Raw genomic sequence first — 5,981 nt, forward strand, 5'->3', positions numbered from 1 at the left:
TTTTCCTTCCCAATTAGGTTCATTATTTACTTCATCACTTTTATAATTGGCAACTATCCATCTTTTAAAGCCTTCGATATCATTAGGATATGTTCTTCCTAAAAAAATATCAGCCTCGAATTCTTCAAGCAGATTGATAACATTTTTTAAAATATCATATTTCATATATTCAATTTAGAATGTAAATATACTATCATTTTTAATAAAATGTATATTTTTATACTATTTGTTATGAAGTTCTTTTTAAATACGTATTAGTAAAGTCTAATTTATAGGTAATACTGCTGATAAGGTCGGAGGGAGAGCTACACATATCATTAACAAAATAGACTTTGATATTCATATTATTGGGGTTCGAGCTCCAAGAAGTCGGCTCGCTGGTACAAAAACGAACAAACCCTAAAAATATAACGAAGCGAGTTGCAATAGGCTACAAAAGAGGTATTTGTGTTTGGTTTTGTGTGGTAATAAAAGTGGTCGATCTCAATTAAACCCAATTCGGTGGCGCAAATAGGGAAAATACAAGAAAATCTAAAAGTATCTACTGAACAGTTGATTATGGAATAAAAAAAAAGCCCCAACTGAAGTTGAGGCTTGAAAGTGAGCCCGAAAGGATTCGAACCTTTGACCGCCTCCTTAGAAGGGAGGTGCTCTATCCAGCTGAGCTACGAGCCCAATCAAGAACAAGATGTTCTGAAATTGGCTGTAAGTATAATTAATAATGATTAATTCGTCTTACGGTCGGCAAATATACAATATCTATTAAAAAATCATAACTAAATTGAAAAAAAATAACATAAAGATTTACTTTTTCAAAATGAGATTTTAAAACTACCTAAAAACCAGAATGTAAGCAATTTTATTAATCAAAAAATTTCACATAAAACTCCCTACTTTTTTAAGATGTTCCAATGTCCATAAATTCTTTACGTCACCTATAAATATTTAACGGATTGACACAATAATATTCTCCTAATAAATTCAATTAAAAGCACCCATTTTATAGTACAAACAACCTTTGCTTTACGGTTCAAAATACCTACTTTTGCACAACATTTATTCAGAAGTTATTAAAATATAAATTGCATAAAAGATGTCAAAAAAACCAACCAACAAAGGAATTTATATTGCTACTACAGAGCCCAATATCGGCAAATCTATTATCTCACTCGGATTGATGCAATCACTTTTGGGCAAAGCTGCCAAAGTGGGTTATTTTAGGCCCATTGTTGATGATTTCAAACCTGGGAAAATAGATAATCATATCAATACCATATCTACATATTTTAATCTGGATATTAGGTTTGAGGAGTCGTATGCTTTTACGCGTAGCGAGCTTATTCGGAAAAAAAATGAAGATAAGGATGATGAAATCATCGGAAAAATTATCGAAAAATATAAAGCCCTTGAAACGCGCTTTGATTTTATTTTAGTAGAAGGCACCAGTTTTATTGGTGAAGGCTCCATTATGGAGTTTGATATGAATGTCCTTATTGCAAAAAACCTTGGAGTGCCGGCAATTATCGTCGGTGGTGGCGTTGGGAAAACCTTGGAAGAATTTGTTGGTAGCCTTCAAATGGCTTTTGACTCATTTACAGATAAAGGCGTTGAGGTTATTGCCGTAATCGCCAATAAAATTCAACCAGAAAATTTGAATCTTGTTACTACCGAATTAGGAAAGTACCTTCCTTCAAACGTTATTGTTAGTGCTATTCCATTGAACAGTACTTTAGCAAATCCGTCGATAAAGGAAATTGTGGATACCCTAGATGCAAAAGTGCTTTTTGGTGAGGCTTTTATCAATAATCAAGCAGGTCATTTTAGCGTTGGAGCAATGCAATTGCCTAATTACCTCAATCATTTAAAGGATAATTCACTGGTCATAACTCCGGGCGACAGGGCGGATATTATTTTGGGTGCGCTTCAAGCTAATATGTCCGACAATTATCCTACTATATCTGGTATTGTGCTAACGGGAAATATTATGCCCGAAGAATCAATTTTAAAACTTATTGAAGGCCAAACAGATATTGTTCCTATTATTTTAGTTAAAGGCGGAACGTTTTCGGTTACCAACTGTATTGGAAGTATTAAATCGCAGATTTATGCTGAAAATACAGAGAAAATCACAACCTCAATTAATGAATTTGAAAAACATGTAAACGTCGATGCCCTGGTTGAGCGTCTTATCACCTTTAAAAGTAAAGGCGTTACACCAAGAATGTTCCAATATAATTTATTTCAGAAAGCGAAAGCCAACAAAAAACACATTGTGCTTCCGGAAGGAATGGATGAACGCATATTGAGAGCTACCAAACGTTTGGTTGATTTGGATGTCGTGGATATTACCTTGCTTGGAGATATTAAAGAAATTGAAGAAAAAATCACAAGTTTTGATATTGGCTTAGATCTTAATAAGGTTAATATCATAAACCCAATTCAATCTTCTTATTTTGAATCGTATGCCGAAACGCTTTTTGAGCTTCGTAAACATAAAAATGTCAATCTTGCCATGGCCAAGGATTTGATGGAAGATGTTTCTTATTTTGGTACCATGATGGTTTATAAAGGTGATGCAGACGGCATGGTTTCGGGGGCAGCACATACCACACAACATACCATTCTTCCTGCGCTTCAATTTATTAAGACCAAACCCGAAGCCCCTATTGTATCTTCAGTATTTTTCATGCTTTTAGACGATCGTGTTTCGGTTTATGGGGATTGTGCCATTAATCCAAATCCAACGGCTATACAATTGGCCGATATTGCCATTTCATCTGCAGCAACAAGTTTGGTTTTTGGAATTCAACCAAAAATTGCAATGTTGTCCTATTCTTCGGGAACCTCAGGAGTTGGTGCCGATGTAGAACGCGTAAGAGAAGCCACCGCTATTGTTAAACAAAAACGTCCAGATCTTAAAGTTGAAGGCCCAATTCAATACGATGCTGCAGTGGATATGAATGTTGGCAAATTAAAACTTCCGGATTCTGAGGTAGCAGGACAAGCAAACGTTTTTATTTTTCCCGATTTAAACACAGGAAACAATACCTATAAAGCAGTTCAAAGAGAAACAAATTCGTTGGCTATAGGACCAATCATCCAAGGTTTGAATAAACCTGTAAACGACTTGAGCCGTGGCTGCACCATCGACGATATTTATAACACCATTATTGTGACAGCAATTCAGGCACAAGGCATTTAAAATTAAAAAATATGAAAATATTAATTATTAATTCGGGGAGCTCTTCCATCAAATTTCAATTAATGGCTATGCCTTCCGAAGTATTGATTTGTACGGGACTTGTTGAACGCATTGGCTATGAAACTGCCACCATAACTTATAAAACCGATGTTGATACCATAAAGCAAACCCATAACATTGCAAATCACAAAGATGGATTGGGCCGCGTTGTTGATTTGCTAATGGATCCTGAACATGGTGTTATTTCTAATACTGATGAAGTAGAAATTGTAGGCCATCGGGTGGTTCATGGAGGAAATTCTTTTTCTGATACCACCTTTATAACACCTGAGGTTAAAGATAAAGTTGAAGAATATATCGCTTTGGCACCTTTACACAATCCCGGAAATCTTGAAGGTATTCTTGTGGCCGAAGATATTTTTCCCAATGCCAAACAAGTCGTTGTTTTTGATACAGCTTTCCATCAAACCATTCCTGAAAAAGCTAAAAAATATGCTATTCCAAATGAACTTTACGAAAAATATGGCATTCAAGTTTATGGTTTCCATGGCACAAGTCATCAATATGTTTCCGAAAAAACAAATGAGTATTTAAAGCTAGCGTCTTCTAAAATTATCACTATCCATTTAGGAAATGGTTGTAGCATGACTGCGGTTATGGATGGTAAAAGTATCGATCATAGTTTGGGCTTTACACCTTCCAACGGATTGATTATGGGTTCAAGAAGTGGTGATATCGATCATGGTTTAATATTCCATTTGGTCAATAATTTGGATTACACTTTAGATGAAGTCAAAACGCTTGTTACCAATAAGAGTGGCATGTTGGGACTTACCGGTCACATGGATTTACGTGATATTGAAGCTGCTGCCAAAAGCGGAAATAAAGACTGTATTTTGGCCCTGGAAATGAATACGTATCGCATTAAAAAATATATTGGATCTTATGTTGCTGCAATGAATGGTTTGGATGCCATTGTGTTTACCGCAGGTATTGGTGAAAATTCGAGTTTAATTCGTAAGATGGTTTGTGAAGACATGGATTTCTTCGGAATTGAATTAAACCAAGCTGAAAATGAACTGAGAACTCCAGGTCTACGAGAAATCAGTATGAATTCTTCCAAAGTAAAAGTCTTAGTCGTTCCTACCAATGAAGAATTGGAAATTGCAAAACAGGCTTATACTTTGGTCAACTAAATTTGACTGATTTTCAAATAAGAAATAAACACTAAATCAATTTTAAAACACTGTCAATCTTCGGGTTTTCAGTGTTTTTTATTTTTCCATATGACATTGGATCTCCAATTTAAGATAAACTATTTTAAAGATTAAATTGATGGAGTTTGTTTACCAATCGTTCTTGATGGTACCAATCATTAAAAACAAGTTCGATATTACCCACTTCAAAAGTTCCGAAATCATAGTCTTTATAATTATCAATGATTTTTAGAAATTCTTCCTTATGCTGTAAATTTTCTTTAAAACGAAAAACCGTGGCATGAGCTGTTTTTATAAGATAACGTTCGTCCATACTTTCTTGCAATCCACAATTTTTAAAATTGCTTCTTAATTGATTTCTTAGTTCATTTAAGCTATTGTCATTCATAAATCCTTTGATCATAAGACAAGATGGCGATGCGGTAACGCCTTCGCAACTAATGACAATATTCTCTAAATCTGCTAAACTGTTTTCTATAACCCTAACATATTTGGGTATATCGAGTTGAGACAGTTTAAGACCGCTATAACATGAAATTATAGAAATGACCGTGATATGGATATCCGAATTGGGATAATAATATTGATGTGGCTCAACGCTTTGTAATTCTGTCAAAAAATTCTGGATTTTATTTTTGACTTCAGCAGTCGGCCGAATAATAAGCGATAATCCAAAACGGTCATCAGTATCAGAATTAATCAACGGATCAACTTCATAATTATCTGAAGAAATTTCTTTTATCGATACCTTATAAAGTTGGTCATAATGTTCTTTTAGCTTCATTATTTTTGTTTAGCAAATGGAACCTTAAAACTTTTAAGCACGAAAAGACTTATTTTATTTATCAATTTTCAATCTAAAGTTTTAAGCTGTTTCAAATCTTATTGATTCTTAGTTTTTTTCCAAATAAAATATAGAATAACAATAGCGATAGGAAGGATGACAAACATAATCCAATCGAATGGTGTGGATAGATTAATAGAACTATCACTTCCAGGATTTGGTGTGGCTGAAGGTTTTTGAACGAGTAATATAAATAGGATATTTAACATGATTTCGATATAAAAATAAGATGCTACAATTTAATGAATTAACAGGTCATTGTCTCTATAAACTTAGTTATTTAAGCTTCTCTCCGCAAAACTTCCAAAGGTGAGCTCTTTAGAACACCTCGGACATTACTCAATCCAATAACCAAAACCAATAAAGTGATAACTGGCAAAAACACCACAAATGGAATCAGTGAGGGCACAAACGGTTCTTTAAATACAAACAATGCCAAACTGAAACTACTAACTAATGCCAATACTACGCCAACCAAACTTCCTAGCAGTCCCAAAAACATGTATTCAAACGCCGTAATTTGTAAGATCTGTGAGTTTTTTGCACCTATCGTCCTAAGCAAAACACTTTCTTTAATACGTTGGTACTTGCTTGTTCTGACAGAACCGATCAAAACAATAATTCCTGTAATGATACTGAAAAAAGCCATGAAGTTTATTACCCAGGATACTTGTTCCAGAATTCCCTCAACCAATGTGAATACTTGTCTTAAATCGAT

Annotated in this window: 4 protein-coding genes and 1 tRNA gene; 2 read left to right on the forward strand and 3 right to left on the reverse strand. The window is 34.4% G+C overall.

Annotation, left to right across the window (positions count from 1 at the left end):
- Nucleotides 1-601: 601 nt before the first annotated feature.
- Nucleotides 602-675 (reverse strand) — tRNA-Arg (locus tag VNJ50_RS04585).
- A gap of 418 nt (nucleotides 676-1,093) precedes the next feature.
- Here VNJ50_RS04585 and pta point away from each other — a divergent pair.
- Together pta and VNJ50_RS04595 are read left to right on the forward strand one after the other, a co-directional pair.
- Nucleotides 1,094-3,202 carry a phosphate acetyltransferase gene (gene pta, locus VNJ50_RS04590; RefSeq protein ID WP_325579495.1) on the forward strand — a complete coding sequence of 703 codons (2,109 nt, stop codon included), beginning with the start codon at nucleotides 1,094-1,096 and terminating at the stop codon, nucleotides 3,200-3,202.
- 11 nt (nucleotides 3,203-3,213) lie between these two features.
- A complete protein-coding gene (locus tag VNJ50_RS04595) occupies nucleotides 3,214-4,398 on the forward strand; it encodes an acetate kinase (protein ID WP_325579497.1) in 1,185 nt (394 codons plus the stop codon).
- Between the two features lie 124 nt (nucleotides 4,399-4,522).
- On the opposite strand, the gene VNJ50_RS04600 is transcribed toward VNJ50_RS04595, so the two are convergent.
- Entirely contained in the window at nucleotides 4,523-5,203 is a 681-nt protein-coding gene (locus VNJ50_RS04600) for a mutarotase (protein ID WP_325579499.1), read from the reverse strand.
- A gap of 340 nt (nucleotides 5,204-5,543) precedes the next feature.
- Nucleotides 5,544-5,981 (reverse strand): FtsX-like permease family protein (locus VNJ50_RS04605; protein WP_325579501.1); only part of this gene is annotated, 438 nt, incomplete at its 5' end.

Origin of the sequence: Gelidibacter sp., from assembly GCF_035577925.1 — a bacterium.
Lineage (GTDB): Bacteria > Bacteroidota > Bacteroidia > Flavobacteriales > Flavobacteriaceae > Gelidibacter.

What these genes read in the sequence shown, in the direction of transcription:
- VNJ50_RS04595 (WP_325579497.1), top strand. Translation starts at nt 3,214, where the DNA reads ATGAAAATATTAATTATTAATTCGGGGAGCTCTTCCATCAAATTTCAA.
- pta (WP_325579495.1), top strand. Translation starts at nt 1,094, where the DNA reads ATGTCAAAAAAACCAACCAACAAAGGAATTTATATTGCTACTACAGAG.
- VNJ50_RS04600 (WP_325579499.1), bottom strand. Translation starts at nt 5,203, where the DNA reads ATGAAGCTAAAAGAACATTATGACCAACTTTATAAGGTATCGATAAAA.